The organism is Janthinobacterium violaceinigrum (genome assembly GCF_009208555.1).
Classification (GTDB): Bacteria; Pseudomonadota; Gammaproteobacteria; order Burkholderiales; family Burkholderiaceae_D; genus Janthinobacterium; species Janthinobacterium violaceinigrum.
Map to the genome: position 1 here is coordinate 1 of NZ_WFLI01000114.1, position 445 is coordinate 445.

The following is a 445-nucleotide window of genomic DNA, read 5'->3' on the forward strand; positions in this document are numbered from 1 at the left end:
ATGGCGCCGCTGGTGGTCAAAGTCTGGTTGCCGGCAGCATACAGGCTGCCCGTATTGCTCAAGGTATCGAGCGTGCTGCTCAAGTTGGCGCCGGCAAACACGTTGCCTGCGGTATTGTTCAAGTTCGCCACATTCAAGGTGGCGTTGCCGGCCACGGCTTGCAATTGGCCCTTGGTATTGTCGATGTCGCCACCGGACAGCTGCAGATGACGTCCCGCCGCCACCGTGCCCTGCGTATTGTCCAGGCTGCCCACGTTCAATGTGGCATCCTGCGCCGCCACGATGCGGCCCGTGCTGTTCAGTAATACCTGAGCGTTGACCAGCGCATCGCCATTGCCCTCGATCTTGCCGCCCGTGTTGTCCAGCTGGCCGGTAGCGTTCACCGTCATCAGGCCGGTACCCGTCTGCGCCAGGCTGCCGGCACGGTTGTCCAGGCTGCCCGCGT

General features: G+C 62.9%; 1 protein-coding gene. It reads right to left on the reverse strand.

Features of this window, described 5'->3' with window-relative positions:
• Nucleotides 1–445: hypothetical protein (locus tag GCN75_RS28875; protein WP_152285379.1), on the reverse strand; the 445-nt coding region annotated here is incomplete at both ends.